At 74.8% G+C, this 15,565-nt stretch carries 16 protein-coding genes; 8 read left to right on the top strand and 8 right to left on the bottom strand.

Annotated elements, in window-relative coordinates:
* Window positions 1–40 precede the first annotated feature (40 nt).
* The 3 genes from IPL61_40130 to IPL61_40120 all read right to left on the bottom strand — a co-directional run bounded on the left by IPL61_40130 (window position 41) and on the right by IPL61_40120 (window position 3,351).
* Window positions 41–973 (bottom strand): bifunctional riboflavin kinase/FAD synthetase, encoded by a 933-nt coding sequence (locus tag IPL61_40130; GenBank protein ID MBK9037389.1) that lies wholly within the window; start codon window positions 971–973, stop codon window positions 41–43.
* Window positions 974–1,013: 40 nt separating this feature from the next.
* Window positions 1,014–1,949, bottom strand: coding sequence for a hypothetical protein (locus IPL61_40125; GenBank protein ID MBK9037388.1), 936 nt, complete (start codon window positions 1,947–1,949; stop codon window positions 1,014–1,016).
* 91 nt (window positions 1,950–2,040) lie between these two features.
* Window positions 2,041–3,351, bottom strand: coding sequence for a Glu/Leu/Phe/Val dehydrogenase (locus IPL61_40120; protein ID MBK9037387.1), 1,311 nt, complete (start codon window positions 3,349–3,351; stop codon window positions 2,041–2,043).
* Between the two features lie 93 nt (window positions 3,352–3,444).
* Here IPL61_40120 and IPL61_40115 point away from each other — a divergent pair, with 93 nt between their 5' ends.
* Together IPL61_40115 and IPL61_40110 are read left to right on the top strand one after the other, a co-directional pair.
* Complete coding sequence (locus IPL61_40115) at window positions 3,445–4,794, top strand: RsmB/NOP family class I SAM-dependent RNA methyltransferase (GenBank protein ID MBK9037386.1); 1,350 nt, start codon at window positions 3,445–3,447, stop codon at window positions 4,792–4,794.
* Entirely contained in the window at window positions 4,791–5,516 is a 726-nt protein-coding gene (locus IPL61_40110) for a phosphatase PAP2 family protein (GenBank protein ID MBK9037385.1), read from the top strand. Before IPL61_40115 ends, IPL61_40110 begins: the two co-directional genes overlap by 4 nt.
* A 9-nt stretch (window positions 5,517–5,525) precedes the next feature.
* On the opposite strand, the gene IPL61_40105 is transcribed toward IPL61_40110, so the two are convergent.
* On the bottom strand, window positions 5,526–5,738 hold the full coding sequence (locus IPL61_40105) for a type II toxin-antitoxin system HicB family antitoxin (GenBank protein ID MBK9037384.1): 213 nt from the start codon (window positions 5,736–5,738) through the stop codon (window positions 5,526–5,528).
* A 279-nt stretch (window positions 5,739–6,017) separates the two neighbouring features.
* Here IPL61_40105 and IPL61_40100 point away from each other — a divergent pair, with 279 nt between their 5' ends.
* Complete coding sequence (locus tag IPL61_40100; protein MBK9037383.1) at window positions 6,018–7,706, top strand: GNAT family N-acetyltransferase; 1,689 nt, start codon at window positions 6,018–6,020, stop codon at window positions 7,704–7,706.
* A gap of 20 nt (window positions 7,707–7,726) precedes the next feature.
* On the top strand, window positions 7,727–8,023 hold the full coding sequence (locus IPL61_40095; protein MBK9037382.1) for a hypothetical protein: 297 nt from the start codon (window positions 7,727–7,729) through the stop codon (window positions 8,021–8,023).
* Window positions 8,024–8,264: 241 nt separating this feature from the next.
* Here the strand turns inward: IPL61_40095 and IPL61_40090 are convergent, their stop codons facing one another.
* From IPL61_40090 to IPL61_40075, 4 genes are all read right to left on the bottom strand, one after another.
* Window positions 8,265–9,710, bottom strand: a complete 1,446-nt coding sequence (locus tag IPL61_40090; GenBank protein ID MBK9037381.1) for a hypothetical protein — start codon at window positions 9,708–9,710, stop codon at window positions 8,265–8,267.
* A gap of 31 nt (window positions 9,711–9,741) precedes the next feature.
* Window positions 9,742–10,797, bottom strand: a complete 1,056-nt coding sequence (locus IPL61_40085; GenBank protein ID MBK9037380.1) for an FAD:protein FMN transferase — start codon at window positions 10,795–10,797, stop codon at window positions 9,742–9,744.
* Window positions 10,794–11,075 carry a hypothetical protein gene (locus IPL61_40080; GenBank protein MBK9037379.1) on the bottom strand — a complete coding sequence of 94 codons (282 nt, stop codon included), beginning with the start codon at window positions 11,073–11,075 and terminating at the stop codon, window positions 10,794–10,796. The genes IPL61_40085 and IPL61_40080 overlap by 4 nt, the downstream gene beginning before the upstream one ends.
* Window positions 11,076–11,208: 133 nt before the next feature.
* The gene (locus IPL61_40075; GenBank protein MBK9037378.1) at window positions 11,209–11,463 is read right to left on the bottom strand and encodes a hypothetical protein; all 255 of its coding nucleotides are present in this window, start codon (window positions 11,461–11,463) and stop codon (window positions 11,209–11,211) included.
* 83 nt (window positions 11,464–11,546) lie between these two features.
* Here IPL61_40075 and IPL61_40070 point away from each other — a divergent pair, with 83 nt between their 5' ends.
* From IPL61_40070 to IPL61_40055, 4 genes are all read left to right on the top strand, one after another.
* On the top strand, window positions 11,547–13,322 hold the full coding sequence (locus IPL61_40070; protein MBK9037377.1) for a glycosyltransferase family 4 protein: 1,776 nt from the start codon (window positions 11,547–11,549) through the stop codon (window positions 13,320–13,322).
* Between the two features lie 86 nt (window positions 13,323–13,408).
* Complete coding sequence (locus IPL61_40065) at window positions 13,409–13,954, top strand: hypothetical protein (GenBank protein MBK9037376.1); 546 nt, start codon at window positions 13,409–13,411, stop codon at window positions 13,952–13,954.
* Window positions 13,955–14,025: 71 nt separating this feature from the next.
* A complete protein-coding gene (locus tag IPL61_40060) occupies window positions 14,026–14,424 on the top strand; it encodes a hypothetical protein (protein MBK9037375.1) in 399 nt (132 codons plus the stop codon).
* Window positions 14,421–15,494 (top strand): OmpA family protein, encoded by a 1,074-nt coding sequence (locus IPL61_40055; protein MBK9037374.1) that lies wholly within the window; start codon window positions 14,421–14,423, stop codon window positions 15,492–15,494. The genes IPL61_40060 and IPL61_40055 overlap by 4 nt, the downstream gene beginning before the upstream one ends.
* Window positions 15,495–15,565 lie beyond the last annotated feature (71 nt).

Raw genomic sequence — 15,565 nt, 5'->3', positions numbered from 1 at the left:
CATCGATTTCGCGCGCGATCGGACGTCGCGGGCCGCGCGGTCAGCGCCGCGCCAGGACCGCGCGCGCGTCCACGATGTCCTGATCGATCTGGGCCAGCAGCGCCGCGACCGAGTCGTAGCGGGCCTCGGCGCGGAGCCGCGCGACGAAGTCGACCCGCACGCGCTCGCCGTACAGATCGGCGTCGAAGTCGAGCACGTGGACCTCGAGCACGAGGCCGCCGCCGTCGACGAACGTCGGGTTGGTGCCGAGGCTGGCGACCGCCGGCAGCGGCCGGGCGTCGCGCTCGAGGCGGGTCAGCGTGACCGCGTAGATGCCGGGCTGGGCGACGATCGCGCCGTCGGTGGCGACGTTGGCGGTGGGGACCCCGAGGCCCTTGCCGCGGCCGGCGCCGCGGACGACGACGCCGTCGAGGTCGTAGCCGTGGCCGAGCAGCGCGCCCGCGGCCGCGAGGTCGCCGGCGGCCAGCGCCGCGCGGACCCGGGTCGACGACGCCGGCCGGTCGCCGATCAGCACCGGGTCGACCACGCGGGTCGCGACGCCGTGGCGGGCGCCGTCGGCGGTCAGCGTCGCGACCGAGCCGCCGCGGCCGCGCCCGAACACGAAGTCGGCGCCGACGACGACGTGGCGCGCGCCGAGGGCGCCGGCGAGGACCTCGTCGACGAACGCGGTCGCGGTCAGCTGGGCCAGCGCCGCGGTGAACGGGACGACGATCGCGACGTCGACGCCGGCGGCGGCCAGGAGCTCGAGCTTGCGCGCCGGCGTCGTGATGCGCGGCGGCGCCGCGGCCGGGGCCAGGACCTGGGCCGGGTGCGGCTCGAACGTGAGCGCGCACGCGTCGCCGCCGGCCGTCGCGTCCCGGGCCGCGGCGATCAGCGCGGCGTGGCCGACGTGGACGCCGTCGAAGTTGCCGATCGCGATGGCCGGGCGCACCAGCGGCCGGGGCAGGGCGCGGTAGCCGTCGACTACTTCCATCGCGGGGGCAGCCTACCCAGATTCGGTCCGGATGCCAGCGTCACGCCCACGCGACTGCGCCGACGATCAGCGCCAGCACCGATCCGGCGGTGACCAGCTGGTGGCGCAGCGCCGGCGCCCGGGCCAGGAGGCTCGCCACCGCCAGGCCCGCCGCGAGGGCCACCGCCACGATCAGGCCGGCCGGCACGGCGGTGGTGCCCGGCGCGCCCGCGACCGCGACCGCGGCGATCGCCGCGCACAGCCACCGATCGCCGCGGGTGCCGAGCGCCGCCAGCGCGCCGGCGGCGGCGAGCGCGAGCGCCAGCGGGCCGAGCTCGTCGACGACCCGGCCCAGATCGCCGGCGCCCTGGGCCAGGCCGGGCCAGCGCGGGCCGCCGGCCAGCGCCGCGGGCACCAGCCACACCACCGCGCTCGCCGCCGCGACCAGCGCCGCGCTCGCGGCCCAGCGCGCGCCGCGCCGCGCGCGGTACAGCACCAGCGCGGCGCCCAGCAGCACCACCGGCCAGGCGCGGGCCTCGACCAGCACCGCCGTCGCGCCGGCCGCGCCGAGCGCGCGTCCGGACACCGCGCCGCCGCCGCGCGCGATCCGATCGATCGCCAGCGCCACGACCGCGAGCGCCACGAGCGCCACGGTCCCGGGCGCCAGGCCCGCCGCCAGCGCGCGCACCGGCGGGCAGGCGATCAGCCAGCCAGCGGCGACGACCCCCGCCAGCCGGCCGGGCCAACCGGCGCGCGCGCCCGCGACCAGCGCGCCGATCACCGTCGCCGCCGCCGCGACCAGGACGATCGCCGCCGCGCGGACCGCGGCGCCGTCGCCCAGCGCCGCCAGCGCGTGCGCCAGCGCGCCCGCGACCGGCACCCGCGCGTCGACCACCGCCGCCGGGCGCGGCGCGGTCAGCGCCAGCGCGGTCGCGGCGCCGGCGCAGGTCGCCAGCGGCACGAGGTAATCCCAGCGGCGATCCGCGGACGGCTCCACGCCCCGACGCTACGGGGCCTGCGCGCGCGGGGCAAAAAAACGGCCCGGGGGGCGCCCAGGCCGTCGTCGGTCGCTCACGCCACCGCGGCGCTCACGGGAAGATGCCGCGCTCCTTGTAGGCGGTCTTGAGGCGCTCGAGGCCGACCGCGTAGCTCGCGGTGCGCCAGTCGGTGCGCTTGGCGGCGACGTAGCCGCGGACGTGGGCGTAGGTCTGCTTCATGCGCTTCTCGAGCCGGGCCAGCACGTCGGCGTGGTCCCACTGCTCGCTGCGCTTGTTCTGCAGCCACTCATAGTAGCTGACGATCACGCCGCCCGAGTTGCAGAGGATGTCGGGGATGACGTCGGTGCCCTTGGCCAGCAGGATCTCCTCGGCCTCGGGGTAGGTCGGGCCGTTGGCGCCCTCGACCACGACCTTGGCCTTGAGGGCCTTGGCCTCGGCGACGCCGATCTCGAGCTCGAGCGCCGCCGGCACGAACACGTCCGCGTCGAGCGCGAAGAACTCCTCGCGCGCGATCTTGGCGGCGCCGCGGTAGCCCGCGACCGAGCCGACCTTGGCGACGTGCTCGCCGAGCTTGTGCGGGTTGATGCCCTCGGGGTTGACCAGGTAGCCGCCGACGTCGCCGACGCCGATCACGACCGCGCCCTTCTGCGCGAGCAGGCGCGCGGTGTAGCTGCCGACGTTGCCGAAGCCCTGGATGATGACGTGGGCGCCGTCGAGGTTGAAGCTCTTGTCCTTGGCCCACTCGGTGATGCAGTGGACGACGCCGGCGCCGGTGGCCTCGGCGCGGCCGTAGCTGCCGCCGGCCGAGATCGGCTTGCCGGTGACGACGCCGCGGCCCGAGTTGCGCTCGTTCTGGCTGACGATGTTCACGTACGTGTCCATCATCCAGGCCATGGTCTGGCCGCTGGTGCCGACGTCGGGCGCCGGGATGTCCCACTCGGGCCCGATGTTGTTGCCGAGCGCCGCGGTGAACCGGCGCGTGATGCGCTCGAGCTCGGCGACCGAGTGCTGGCGCGGGTCGACCTTGACGCCGCCCTTGCCGCCGCCGAACGGGATCTCGTGCAGCGCGCTCTTGTAGGTCATCCACGCCGCGAGCGCCTTCATCTCGTCGAGGTTGGCCTCGTGGTGGTAGCGGATGCCGCCCTTGTACGGCCCGAGCACGTTGTTGTGCTGGACCCGGTAGCCCTTGAACATCTTGACGTTCCCGTCGTCCATGCGGACCGGGAAGTTCGTGATGATCTCGTTCTTGGGCTGCGCGAGGATCTCGGCCACGTTGGGGTCGAGGTCGATCAGCTTCATCGCCCGCTCGAACTGCTTGGTCGCGATCTCGAACAGGTTGCCGCGGTCCTTGAGACTCGGCTTCTCGGCCGGCTTGCCGGCCTTGTCGCTATCTTTGCTCATGAAGTGGTCCTGGTTGGCGGGGACTTCCCGCGCGCGCGGTGTATACGAGGGCGCGCGCGGTCGCAACTCCGCGCGATCCGCGAGCAGCGAGCGATGACCGAAGACGACCAGGTTCTTGACCACCGGCTGGTGGCGGCGGCGCTCACCGGCGGCCGGATCCGCGCGCTCGTGCTCGATCTGTGGCAGCGGACCCGGCTCGACTGGGGGTTCGTGAACGATCGTCTTTCCCAGGTGTTCCGCAAGGAGACGTGGGTCGGCGGGAGCGAGCGCCGGTTCATGTCCGAGGTGGTCTATGGCCTGGTGCGTCATGTGCGCCGGGTCGACGCGGCGCTGGCCGCGGGCCGCCGCGGCACGTCGTCGCGGGCCCCGAGCGACGACGAGCGCCTGATCGCGTACTTCGTGCTGGAGGGCGCGATCACCGCCGCCGCGGCCGCGCCCCTGGCGCCGTCGATCGACTGGGCGGTGGTGGCGGACTTCGACGCCACGCTCGCGCGTGAGCGCGATCCGGTCGTGCGGGTCGCGGTCGGGTGTTCCATGCCCGACTGGCTCGCCCGTCGGCTGGTGCGCGATCACGGCCCCCGGGCCGAGGCGATCGCGCGCGCGCTCGGGCGGCGCGCGCCGACGACGATCCGCGCCAACCGGCTGCGCACGACCCGGACCGCGCTGGCCGGGGCGCTGGCCGCGCGCGGGCTGACGACGACGCCGTGCGCGCTCGCCACCGACGGCCTGCGCGTCGAGACCCGCACCAACCTCAACGCGCTGCCGGAGTTCACCGCCGGCGACTTCGAGGCCCAGGACGAGGGCAGCCAGCTCCTCGCCGAATTGTGCGGCGACGCGCCCGACCTGGTGATCGACCTGTGCGCTGGCGCCGGCGGCAAGACCCTTGCGCTGGCGGCGCAGATGGGCAACCGCGGGCGGGTCGTGGCGTGCGACATCGACGGCCGCAAGCTCGGCGAGCTGCGCAAGCGCGCGCGCCGCGCCGGCCTCACGACCGTCGAGCCGCTCCACCTCGACGGCGGCGCCTGGCCCGACGCGCTCGAGCGCCGCCGCGATCAGGCCGCGCGGGTGCTGGTCGACGCGCCGTGCTCGGGCGTGGGCGCGCTGCGCCGCAACCCCGAGACCCGCTGGCGGCTGCGCGAGGCCGACCTCGCGACCTTCGCCGCGACCCAGGTCGAGCTGGCCCGGCGGGCCGCGGCGCTGCTGGCGCCGGGCGGGCGGATGATCTACGCGACCTGCACGATCCTGTCGGAGGAGAACCAGGCGGTCGTCGCCGAGGTCGCGCGCGCGCGCGGCCTGCGGATCGTGCCGCTGGCCGAGGCCTGGGACGCGCGGGCGGCGGCGGTCGCGACCGCCGACGGTCAGTTCCTGCAGGTCGATCCCGATCGCCACGGCACCGACGGCTTCTTCGCCGCGGTGCTCGAGCGGCCGCGGGCTGGGGCGTGACCGCGTCGCGCTGGCGCCGGGCCCGGGCCTGGATCGCCGCGGCGGATCTGACGGTGCCGGTGGTGCTCGTCGCCGTCGGCGTGCTCGCGCTGGTGTTCGCGAAGGTCGGCGCCGAGGTCAGCGAGCGCGCCACCGATCGACTCGATCAGCGCATCCTGCTGGCGCTGCGGGCCGCGCCCGACGATCCCCTCGGGCCGCGGTGGTTCGAGGCCGCGGTGGTCCACATCTCGGCGCTCGGCTCGGGCGCGGTGACGACGCTGATCGCGCTGATCGCGATCGGGTACGCGCTCCTGGCCGGGCGGCCCCGCTTCGCCGCGCTCGTGGCCGCGTGCTCGCTCGGCACCGTCGGGTTGATGGCGCTGCTCAAGGGCCTGTACGAGCGGCCGCGCCCGACGATCGTGACCCAGCTCGATCCGCCCGGGGGCATGTCGTTCCCGAGCGGGCACTCGATGATCGCGATGGCGCTCTACATGACGCTGGCGGTGCTGGTCGCGCGGACGCTGCCGACCGCGCGCCTGCGGCGCTTCACGATCGTCGTCGGCCTGGCGCTGACGTTCCTGATCGGCGCGTCGCGCATGTACCTGGGCGTGCACTACCCGACCGACGTCATCGCCGGCTGGACCGCGGGCGGGGCGTGGGCGCTGGCGTGCGGCGCGCTGGCGTTCCGGCTCGGGCGCCGCGGCCAGCTCGACCAGCCGCCGCCGCCGCCGCGGGCGCCGTGACGCGGCGCCTCACGACGCTGCGGGCAGGGCGACGTCGATGGTCGTGACGAGCGCCGGCTCGATCGCGCTCGGCGTGGGTTCTTCCTCGAGCAAGAGCTCGATCGCCTCGCGCAGGTTCGCGACGGCCGCCTCGATCGTCGGGCCCTGGCTGGCCACGTCGATCTCGAGCGCCTGAGCGACGTAGCCATCGCCTTCTCGCTGGACGGACGCGGTGAACCGCATGCCGGCGGCCTACCAGGTCGGCGTTCGAGCGTCCGCGCGCGTGGGACGCCACCGTGATCGTCCCCGATCACCCAGAGCTGAAGCACGGCACCCTGCGGTCGATCCTGAGGGCAGGCGAAGAGGTCGGCCGCCGAGTTCGTCGAACTGCGCTGATTCCTGATGTGAACGGCGCCGTGACCGCGGCGCGTGATCGCGCGACGTTGACTTTCGCAACGCGCGCGTCGACGGCGCGCGCGGGAGCACGTCGTGCGCGCGGGTGCTAAGGTCCGCACCCAAACGATGTCTGTCGAGTTCACTGTCATCCGCGACGTGGCCGGGCTGCGCGAGCTCGAGCCGGCGTGGCGTGCGCTGGCCGCGGCCGGTGGCGCCGGCGCCCTGTTCCGAGGTCCCGACTGGCTGTTGCCGTGGTGGCGCGCGTACCGCGAGATCCTCGCGGGCGAGCTGCACGTCATGGTCGGCCGGTCCGACGGCGAGCTGGTGTGCCTGGCGCCGCTGTACCTGCGCACCAACAACCGCGCGCTGGCCAAGGCGCGCGAGCTGCGGATGATGGGCGACGCCGGTCCGCGCCCGCCGGCGCTCGACTTCCTGGTCGCGCCGGGCTTCGAGGACAAGGCCGGCACGCAGCTCGCGCGCGCCGTCGCCGAGCTCGGCAAGAGCTGGGACGTGCTCGACCTGCAGCCGCTGGCCGAGCCGTCGCGCGTGCGCGCCAACTTCGTCGCGCGCCTCGGCGCCGCCGGCTTCACCGTCGAGTCGGCCGCCGCCGGCGGCGGTGCCCGCCGGATCGCGCTCGGGCTGGCCCGGGCCGCGACCGAGGACGGGCTCACCACCGCGGTCAGCGGCGACGCCGCCGCGATCCGCAAGGGCATGAGCGCGCTCCGGCGCCTGAGCCGGCTCGAGTGGGCCGAGCGCGACGAGCACAGCCCGCTGGCCGACGCCGAGGCGGCGGGCCTGCTCGACGAGGTCGCGGTCGCGCTCGCGCTCACCGGCCGGGCCCGGGTGGCGACGCGCGCCGACGACGCCGGCGAGGCGATCGCCGCGGCGCTGATCGTCGACGACGGCGATCGCGCGGTCGTGCTGGCGATGGCGGTCGACCCCGAGCACCACGGCGCCGCCGAGCGCCTGCTCGCGGCCGAGGCCATGGCCGCCCGCGCGCGCGGCCGGGTCGCGCTCGACGTGGTCACCGGCGCCGCCGAGTACCCGCTGCCGCCGCTGCCGGTGTCCAAGCAGAGCGCGGTCGCGGTGACGATCTGGAACGCCACGACCACCGCGTCGGTGTCGCGCCGGGTCGAGAGCGTCAAGCGGCACGCACGCTCGGTCCGCGAGACCCCGGCGGTGGCCGCGGCCCAGGCCCGCGCCGCGTGGGCGCGCATCCGCTCGGCCGCGACCGAGGTCGCGCAGTACCAGCGCATGCACCTGTACCGCGGCCAGATGTGGACCCGCGGCATCGCGGCGCCGGCCGGCCTCGAGCTGACCACGATGGACCTCGCCGGCTTCGAGGCGCTGGCCCCCGCCGCGCGCACCGAGCTGTGTGAGCAGCTGGCGCTCGACGAGGCCCACGCGCGCGCCACCTGGCAGCGCGGCGATCAGGCGTGGATCGCGCGGCTGGGCGATCGTCCGGCCGGGATCGCGTGGGCGGCCCGCGGCCCGGTCGAGGTGCCCGAGCTCGGCCGGACCCTGGCGCTGTCGAAGTACGAGGCCTACGTCCACGACGTCTACGTGGCGCCGTCGGCCCGGGGCCGCGCGGTCGCGCCGGTCATGCTCGAGGCCATCGCCCGCGACCTGCGCGAGCTCGACGTCTACCGGTCGTGGGCGCTGATCGGCCACGGCAACCAGCCGTCGACGCGCGCGTTCGCCAAGGCCAGCTTCACGCCGGTGTGCGACGTCATCTACGCGCGGGTCGGCGGCGTCGATCGCGTGATGTGCCGGCCGCCCGATCCCGAGGCCAAGGAACTGCTCGGACTGGCGTAGGATCGCCGTCAAGGAGAGCCATGACCGCGACCGAGCGCATCACGATGGTCGTCATCAACGACGACGGCACCCGCGACAAGTTCATGCTGTCGTCGTGGGTCGGCGTCCCGCGCAAGCACGAGCTGGTGTGGATGGGGGACGACCCGTACATGGTCGTCGAGGTCGAGTACCTGGTCGCCGATGGGTTCTTCGGGGCGCGCTCGATCGACGCCGCCGGCATCTACGTGCGCCGCCTGGGCAAGGATGAGCAAGAGGCGGTGGCCCGGCGCCTCGCCAACCCGGTGCGCGGCAAGGACGAGCAGCCGTTCCGACCGTGACGCGCGCGGCCTGACGGGCCCGACCCAAGGGTCCGCCTGGGGCGATCCCGAACTGATCCCGATCCGGTCGTCCACCGCGAGCGCCGCATCACCGTGCACCACCGCGATGACGCCGGCGCGTGGTCGACGACCACCGCGGTCGCGGGTGGCGTGAGGTGCGGCGCAGCCGGTCACCGGGTGCCCCCGGCGCGTCCACCGCGAGCGATCGCGCGACCGGGGCAGCGCAGCGGGGCAACACGGGTCATGGCGCCGGCGGCGGCTCGGGCAGCGCCGGTGCCAGCATCGTGTCGATCGTCGTCGGCGCCGCGGGGCTTCGCCGCTCGGCCAGGGCCCAGCGCGGCTCGACCCGCGCCATGAGCGCCGCGCACACGGCGACGTCGTCGGTCACGATCCCGAGCTCGCCGGCCTGCTGCAGGCACAGCGCGCCGGCCTGACGCCCGCGCTCGCGCAGCGGGGCGGCGTGCTCGGCCAGCCCATCGCGGTAGGCCTGCTCGGCCGGCTGACCGCGGATCGCCGTCGGCGTCGGCGCGGCGGCGAGCGTCGTCGCGAGCTGGTCGTAGAACACGGCCGCGCGGGCCGCGACCGCCACGGCGCTGGCCGGGTGGCGCGCGCCGACGGCGTCGGTGATCGCGCGGTCGGCGTCGGCGATCGACCGCTGCCACGCGGTCAGCCACGCCAGCGTCGCCTTGAGGCTGGCCGGCGTCGGTTGGTGGTCGCTGCCGAACGCCAGGTTCGGCATCGGCGCCAGCGCCAGCGTGGCCTCGATCTTCTCCTCGGCCAGGTGGACCTGGGCGCGCGCGACGCTGGCGACGACGCTCGGATCGCTCGGGTCGACCCCGTGCAGGACCGCGCGGAAGCTCGCCCGCGCGGCGGTCGCGTCGGCGGCGCGGCGCGGCACGGGCACCAGGCCCGCGGGCGTGGTCCGCACGCACAGGCCGGCGATCGTCGGGCGCGGGCACGCGCGCTGCCACGCGAGCTCGCCTTGCGCCGCGAGCACCTGCGCGCGCAGGGCCGGCTCGAGCCGGCCGTCCTTCAGCAGGCCGGCGTAGGTCACGAGCGCGGCCGCGACCTCGCCGCGGGCGGCCTGACGCTGGGCCAGGTCGACGCGCACCAGCGCGGCGGCGCTGAGGCGCTTGCCGGCGTAGCGACGCACGAACAGCGCCGCGGCGCGATCGGCGCCGGCGGCGTCGCCGAGCGCCGCGCGGTAGGCGATCAGGTTCCAGAGCGCGTCGGGCGCGTCGGCCTCGGCCGGGTAGCGGTCCGTGAACCGCCCCAGCGCGTCGGCCGCCTGGGCGTACTGGCCGAGGGCGGCGTGGAGCGCGCCGAGCTGCGCCAGCGTCGCCGCCGCCAGCCGGCTCTGCGGGTGCTCGGCCACCAGGCGCTCGCCCAGCGCGATGGCGGCGCCGGCGGAGCCGCCGCGGGCGAAGCAACGCGCGGCGTTGATCAGCAGCTCGTCGACGTTCGGCAGCCTCGGGCTGCCGGCCGCGATCTCGAGGTAGGCCCGCCCGCACGCCTCGTGCAGCGCCAGCGCGGCGTCACCGATGGCCGCGTCGGCGGCGCGGGCGGTGTCGTCGGCGGCCGCCAGCGCCTGCGCGACCGCGCCGGGCGCCGGCTCGGTGGCGGTGGGCTCGCCGGCGCGGGCCAGGCCAGCGCCGAGCACGCAGATCGCGATCAGGGTGGCGCGCATGTCGGTCCGACACCGGCGCCGCGGATCGGTTTCAGGGCCCGGGCGTCGGCTCGGTCAGGACCTTGACCCGGTCCTTGAGGCCGCTCGACATGATCACGTGGTTGTCGGCGTCGACGAACACCGCGTCGAAGTCGGGCATCCGCTCGACCAGCGCCATCGCGTCCTTGGCGCCGAGGATGAAGAGCACCTTCGACCACGCGTCGGCCGTGAACGCGTCGACGGCCATGATCGTCACCGATCGGCTGGCCCGGGCCGGCTGGGCGGTGCGCGGGTCGAGGATGTGGTGGTAGCGCACCCCGTCCTTGACGAAGCCGCGCTCGTAGTCGCCCGAGGTCGAGAACGCGTGATCGCGGATCGGCGCGACCGCGAAGCTCTGATCGCGCGGGCCGCGGGGGTCGCGGATGCCGACGACCCACGGGGTCGCGTCCTTGCTGCCCGACACGTACATGTCGCCGCCGGCCTGGACGATGAAGTTGGTGAACCCGGCGGCCTCGAGCACGGCGGCGGCCTTGTCGACCGCGTAGCCCTTGGCGATGCCGCCCAGCGTGATCTTCATGCCGGCCCGCTTGAGCCGCACCGCGCGCTGCTTGCGATCGAGGACGATGTCCTTCCAGTTGACCAGCTTCTTGCGCTTGAGCACGTCGGCCAGGGCCGGCAGCGAGCCGTCCATGTCCTCGTCGAACTTCCACAGGCCGGCGTAGGCGCCGACGGTGATGTCGAACACGCCGTGTGACGCGCGGCTGACGTCGACCGCGCGCGCGATGACCGCGAACGCCTCGGCCGAGACCTTGACCGCCTTGCCCGAGCCCGCGGCCGCGTTGATCCGGGAGATCTCGCTGTCGGGCGTCCACGTCGTCATCATCGCGTCGAGGCGATCGAACTCGGCGAAGACCGCCTTGGCGGCGCGCGCGGCGCCGTCCTCGTCGTCGGTCCAGATCGTCACCTGGACGATCGTGCCCATCGTCGTCGCGGTGTGGACCAGCTTGCGGTCGCCGGGCGCGGTCGGCCCGCTGGGCTGATCGGCGCGCGCCGCGGGGGCGAGGATCGCGCCGGTCAGCGCGAGCGCGACGACCAGCCTCCGGATCACGACCGGACCGTGTGCACGATCGCGAGCACCAGCAGCACGGCGCCGACGCCGAGCGAGGTCAGCACCGCCAGCACCGACAGGCCCAGCGTGGTCTGGGTCTCCTGCTGGATGCCCTTCCACATGCCGACCATGGCCGGGATGGCGCCGAGCCCGGCGATGATGCCGCCGGCGTAGGAGCCATGGGTGATCCCGCCGATCAAGCCCAGGATGAGCCCGACGGCGCACAGCCCGAAGGCGATCGCGGCGGGCAGCTTCGAGTCGGAGACCGGTTGCGCCATCGCGCGCAAGCCTAGCTCGGAACCCGCCCCGGCGCCACGGCCGCGGCCGGTGACGGCGGGCGGGGACGCCGACCCTCAGGCCGCTGGGCCGGGCCGCGCGGCGGCGCGTGGCGCGCGTCGTCCCCGTGGTCGATCACGCCTCGCTGTAGGCCCGGAGCTGCTCGCGCATGACGTCGTCGGTCAGCGCTTGCTGGACCACCTCGAGCAGGCAGTCGGCGAGCGTCACCATCATGTCGCTGGTGCCGCGATCGCGGGTGAGGCGGCCCAGGATGGCGCGGGCGTCGCGACTGTCGTCGCCAGCCAGCAGCTCCCGCACCTTGTCGAGGTCGAGGTCGCCTTGAAAGTCGACCAACACGTTGTCTCGTAGGTAAGCGACGAGGCGTTGCACCGGCGCGATGTACCCCAGACGGATGTCGAATTGCAAGCACAGGCCGGCCGCGGCCCTTGAAGCGCCGCGCCACCTTGGCGAGCATGGACGGGTCGATGGCGCGCATCCTGGTCACCGGATTCTGCGCGGTCCCGGGGCCGTCCCGGGCCGGGGTGCAGGTGCGGCACGTGGTCCGGGCGCTGGCGTCGCACGTGGTCGACCTGCTCGTGGTCCGCGAGGCCGATCAGCCGTACGTCGAGCGCCAGGGCAACGGCCGGCTGCTGCGGGTGCCGACCCACGACGCCGACCTGCGCAGCCAGGTCCAGGCCTACCAGCGCGCCCTGCGGCGCCAGCTCGAGGGCGCCGACTACGACGTCGTCCACTGCCGCGACGCCTGGGGCGCGGCGGCGGTGCTCGAGGCCCGCGACCGGTTCGGCTACGCGGTGGTCTTCGACCTGACGCGGGGCAGCGACGACCGCAGCGACCTCGACGCCGAGCTCGCGGCGCAGCTCGACCGCGACGAGGAGGCGTGCCTGCTCGCGGCCGACCTGGTGCTGGTGCCGACCGAGGCCGCGCACCGCTACGCGCTCGGCCGCGGGCTGCCCGACCGGGTCGTGCTGTCCCCGCCCGGGGTCGACGTCGATCGGTTCGACTGGGACGAGGCCTCGGTCGCCGGGCCGCCGCTGATCCTCTACGTCGGCGCGATCGGGCCGGGCCGCGGCATCCGCACGCTGCTCCGGGCCATGGCCGAGGTGGCCAAGACCGCGCCCAGCCGACTGGCGATGGTGGGGCCGGTGGCGCGCGGGTTCGAGGGCCCGCTCAAGGCCGCGATCGCCGAGCTCGGGCTCACCGGGCGCATCGAGCTGCGCCCGGCGGTCGACCACGAGCAGATGCCGGCGCTGATCGCGACGGCGGGGGTCTGCGTGATCCCGGCGGCGCCGGATCTGTCCCCGCGACCCTACGCGCTGTACCCGACCCGGCTGCTCGAGTTCATGGCGTGTCGGCGGGCGGTGGTCGCGCCGCGGCGCGGCTCGGTCGGCATGCTGATCGATCACGGCCGCGAGGGCCTGCTGTTCGCCCCCGGCGATCACATCGACCTGGCGCGCAAGGTCCGGCGGCTCATCGACGACGCCGGGTTGCGCGAGCGGCTCGCGGCCAACGGCTACGATCGCGTCCGGCGCGAGTTCACCGCCTCGGCGGCGCGCCGCGCCATCCGCACCGCCTACGCCGAGCTGGCCGACCGGCCCGAGTGGCGCGGGCGCATGACCGAGCAGACCACCGGCAGCCACGGCCTGCCCAACGCGATCGCGGTCGGCGATCCGATCGCGGTCGACGACGAGTTCGAGGCCACGGTCTATGAGGTGGCGCCGACGTCGGCCGATCCGAGCGAGGTGGTCATCGACGTGACGCTCGATCCCGCCAGCGACGACGTCGACGCGATCGATCGCCTGGGGCCGCCGACGGCGACCGGGTTGGCGCGCCGCTCGACCACGACCGACGACGGCGCCGACCTCGACGCGGCGCTGGCCACGCTCGACGCCGACAACCGCGACCACTTCACCGAGGAGCGGGTGCTGCCGCCCTCCGACGAGACCCAGGAGCGCTCGGTCGACGTGCCAGCGATCCCAGCATCACGTTCGAGGCCGTGCTCGCGGTCGATCCGCCCAGCGATGAGTACCGGCCCGTGCGCGCCGGTCGCGGCCACGGCCGGCGCCGCGCCAGCGACGACTGGGTCGTGCGCCACCCCGGGCGGCGCCGCCGGCGGCCCGCCGACGAGGGCACGCCGCTCGACACCACGCCGGCGCCGACGACCGGCTCGCTCGAGGCCGGCACCTTCGTCGCCGGCGAGATCGACGTGCCGACGCCGACGCCCGAGCTGATCGAGCCGGTGCTCGACGACGACGCGTTCACGGCGGCCGCGCACCTGCTCGGCGCCAAGGAGCCCGACACCGGTGTGTGAAGGTCCATGCTAGTCGCGCTCCTCGTCCAGCTGGCCCTCGGGCTGGTCTACGCCCGGGTCGGGCGCGATCGGATCCGGGCGGACGGCCCGTCGGCGCCGCCCGCGATCCTGCTCGTGCTCGCCAACGCCGCGATCATCACCGTGCCGATCGCGCTGTACTTCTACGTCGTCCACCCCGCCTGGACCGCGCACTACCTCGTCGACCCGGCCAAGGTGCCGGGGCTGGCGGTCGTCCCGCTGGTGGTGTGCCACGGCCTCGTCGTGATCGGCGGGTGGTACCTGGGCGCGGCGCTGGTGCGCGCCGACCGCGCGCGCACGCACCTGTACGGGACGATCGGCGTGGCGGTCGCGGCGGCGGTCGCGGTCGCGGCGCTGTTCCCGCGGCTGGTCGCGGCGTCGAGCTATCAGGCGTACCAGGACGGCGTGGTCGGTCGGCTGATGAGCGTCGAGCTGGGCTGGGCGATCCTGGTGTCGTCGGTGGCGACCGCGGCGGCCGCGGTGTACGTCGCGATCGAGCTGTCGCGCGACAGCCGGCGAGTGCGGTCCCGGTGAGCGCCCAACGCCAACGTCAAGGCCTTGGAATCCTTGACCGTATTCCGGTCAAGGTGGTACTCCAGAGCGAGATGCGTCGCGCGCTCGTGCTCCTCGTCGCCCTCGCCGCGTGCGGACCGATCGAGTACGTCAGCGGCGTGACCCGCACGGCGGCCAACGCCGTCGACGAGGCCCGGTCCGTCGACGCCGCGCGGTTCGCGCCGTACTGGTGGACCCGCTCGATCGAGTACCTGCACAAGGCGCGCGAGGAGGCGGCCCACGCCAACTTCCAGGCCGCCAACCGCTTCGGCCGGCTGGCCACCGACGCGGCCGAGCACGCCAAGGTCGACGCGATCCGGCGCGCCGCCGACCCGAGCCTGATGGACGAGATCACGCCGCCGCGGCGCGCCCCCAGCCCCGCGCGCGGTGGCGGCGGCCTGGCGCCGGTCGTCGACGACGAGACCCCGGCCGCGCTGGAGGGAAAGCCGTGAGGCGCGCGCTCCTGATCCTGTTGATCGTCGTCGCCGGGTGCGCCGGCACCAAGGTCCGCGCGCGGACCGGCACGGTCGATGAGCTGATCAAGACCGCGCGCGCCAACGGCGCCCGCCGGTGCGCGCCGGTCGAGCTCGCGATGGCGGAGGCCCACAACGACTTCGCCAAGGAGGCGCTGTCGCAGGGCAACTACTTCCCGGCCAAGCGCGAGGCGGCGATCGCCGAGCAGAACGCCCGGGCCGCGGTCGAGAAGTCGCCCAAGGACCTGTGCAACCCGACCGCGACGCCGCCCGACGAGCCCAAGCCGTCGGACTTCGACGGCGACGGCATCCTCGACACCGACGACGACTGCCCGCGCGTGCCCGAGGACAAGGACGGCTTCGAGGACCAGGACGGCTGCCCCGAGGACGACAACGACTCCGACGGCATCGCCGACAAGATCGACGACTGCCCGAACGAGCCCGAGGATCGCGACGGCACCGAGGACACCGACGGCTGCCCCGACCCCGACAACGACGGCGACGGCATCGCCGACAAGATCGATCAGTGCCCCGACGAGGCCGAGGACAAGGACGGGTTCGCCGACGACGACGGCTGCCCGGACTGCGACAACGACGGTGACGGCGTGCCCGAGTGCCCGCAGGCGATCGACAAGTGCCCGGCCGAGCCGGCCCAGACCGCCGACGGCTGCCCGCAGAAGTACACGCTGATCGTCGTCACGCAGGACAAGATCGAGCTGTCGCAGACGGTCTACTTCGACACCCGCAAGGCCACGATCAAGCGCGTCAGCTTCAGGATGCTCGACGAGGTCGCCCAGGCGCTGGCCGACAACCCGACCATCAAGGTCCGCATCGAGGGCCACACCGACAGCCAGGGCTCCGACAAGTTCAACATGAAGCTGTCGGGCAAGCGCGCCGACTCGGTGCGCAAGTACCTCATCGCCCGCGGCGTCGACGGGTTCCGCATGGCGGCCCAGGGCTTCGGCGAGACCGTGCCGATCGCCGACAACCGGACCAAGGACGGGCGGGCCCAGAACCGCCGGGTCGAGTTCTTCATCACCGAGCGGTGACCGGCGGCGGCGCGTCGCCGCGGCCGGGGCTGTACCCCGGGTGTTGGAGGGGGGGAGGGTCTGGGGGGCGC

The sequence above is a fragment of the Myxococcales bacterium genome (assembly GCA_016717005.1).
In the GTDB taxonomy this organism is placed as follows: domain Bacteria; phylum Myxococcota_A; class Polyangia; order Haliangiales; family Haliangiaceae; genus UBA2376.
Note: the sequence above shows the minus strand (reverse complement) of the source record. Positions and strands in the feature narration are given on the sequence as shown.

Coding starts and splice junctions, on each gene's coding strand:
- IPL61_40130 (MBK9037389.1), bottom strand. CDS start 973: ATGGAAGTAGTCGACGGCTACCGCGCCCTGCCCCGGCCGCTGGTGCGC.
- IPL61_40120 (MBK9037387.1), bottom strand. CDS start 3,351: ATGAGCAAAGATAGCGACAAGGCCGGCAAGCCGGCCGAGAAGCCGAGT.
- IPL61_40115 (MBK9037386.1), top strand. CDS start 3,445: ATGACCGAAGACGACCAGGTTCTTGACCACCGGCTGGTGGCGGCGGCG.
- IPL61_40105 (MBK9037384.1), bottom strand. CDS start 5,738: ATGCGGTTCACCGCGTCCGTCCAGCGAGAAGGCGATGGCTACGTCGCT.
- IPL61_40100 (MBK9037383.1), top strand. CDS start 6,018: ATGTCTGTCGAGTTCACTGTCATCCGCGACGTGGCCGGGCTGCGCGAG.
- IPL61_40095 (MBK9037382.1), top strand. CDS start 7,727: ATGACCGCGACCGAGCGCATCACGATGGTCGTCATCAACGACGACGGC.
- IPL61_40090 (MBK9037381.1), bottom strand. CDS start 9,710: ATGCGCGCCACCCTGATCGCGATCTGCGTGCTCGGCGCTGGCCTGGCC.
- IPL61_40080 (MBK9037379.1), bottom strand. CDS start 11,075: ATGGCGCAACCGGTCTCCGACTCGAAGCTGCCCGCCGCGATCGCCTTC.
- IPL61_40070 (MBK9037377.1), top strand. CDS start 11,547: ATGGACGGGTCGATGGCGCGCATCCTGGTCACCGGATTCTGCGCGGTC.
- IPL61_40065 (MBK9037376.1), top strand. CDS start 13,409: ATGCTAGTCGCGCTCCTCGTCCAGCTGGCCCTCGGGCTGGTCTACGCC.
- IPL61_40060 (MBK9037375.1), top strand. CDS start 14,026: ATGCGTCGCGCGCTCGTGCTCCTCGTCGCCCTCGCCGCGTGCGGACCG.